Raw genomic sequence first — 1,339 nt, forward strand, 5'->3', positions numbered from 1 at the left:
CTCCAAGACCATTGGCTACGATTATGCCTCCCCAGCCAGGTAAAGGTCCCATGACGGGAAGGAATCCCGGCGTGAATGGACGGAATCCGACCCTTGCTTCAACAAACGTGCTATCTGTCAAACCGGGGGCGGTTTGCAAGGCTTTGTTGAAAACCTCCTGCAGCCCTCCTGCGGTCATTCGGTTATCGAAAACTTCCGTATTTTCATGAGTCGCCCCCGCAACGATTTTATTATTATCAAAAGCCAAAAGATATTGATCACTCGGAGGCATGACTACAGGCCATTTATTTGTATTTTCATTTGCCATTTCCAGATGAATGATTTGAGCCTTTTGGAAAGTGACTTGAAAATTCACGCCCAGTGGTTTCAGTAATTCCGGTGCCCAAGCGCCAGCACAAACAATCACTTTATCAGCAGGAATGAATTCATCTCTAAGTGTTACACCTGACACTTGAGTACCGTTATATGTAAGTTTAGCTTCGCCATACATAAGTTTTGCACCGTATTTTTGTGAAGCCCTCAATAAGGAATCACGCAGTGCACGTCCATTGACCCGCGCTGCACCACTCACATGAACGGCTGCATATTCTCTGGAAAGAGGCGGGAATAAGGCACGTGTTTCCTCTGCGGAAAGTAAGGTGATCGCCCCCATCTCCGGTGCATCTTCTTGCCGTTTTGCCGCCCGGTTCTTCATGGCATTCAGTTTAGCTTCATCTGTATGCAGACTTATGGCACCTACCTGGTCATACCCAGTCTCGGTTTCACCGTCCCGTTCAAGTTCTTCAATTAAACCCGGGTAAAAGGCCGCACCATTTTTGGCAAGAAGATACCAAGCTTGGTTGCGCCTTTGCGATATCCAGGGGCAAACGATTCCTGCAGCTGCAGATGTTGCCTGACCGACATCTTGGCGGTCAATAATGATCACTTCAACCTTATTTTTAGCCAATTGATAGGCAGTGGAAGCTCCCAAAATTCCTGCACCAACTACAATGATTTTTTGYATGATTCAACATCTCATTTCTTTCATATGTATAAACGCTTACCACTACTATATCGGAGACCAGAAATGATTGCCACATCTGAAATTGTAATTTCTTTCACAAAGTTATTTTATCTTTACTGAATATGCTATGATTGAAATTGCGAAAGCTTGAAAAGACACTAGGAGGACGTATCATGCTAAAAAAACAAATGGAATCATACATATCAGAATCCGTAATCGAAAACAAGATTGAGTTATTTAAAGAAGAAAAGGATTATGTAGAAAAGCATAAATTACTCGCCGAGGATATCATCATAGTTAAAAAAGAAAATGCATCGCGTTTTACGGACGCTTATA

The 1,339-nt window shown here is 43.3% G+C and carries 1 protein-coding gene; it reads right to left on the minus strand.

Features of this window, described 5'->3' with window-relative positions:
• A partial coding sequence (locus AC1DVB_RS27300; RefSeq protein ID WP_477591953.1) for an NAD(P)/FAD-dependent oxidoreductase occupies nt 1–1,003 on the minus strand: 1,003 nt, incomplete at its 3' end.
• Between the last annotated feature and the right edge of the window lie 336 nt (nt 1,004–1,339).

The organism is Peribacillus sp. P4_D6, from assembly GCF_056401795.1.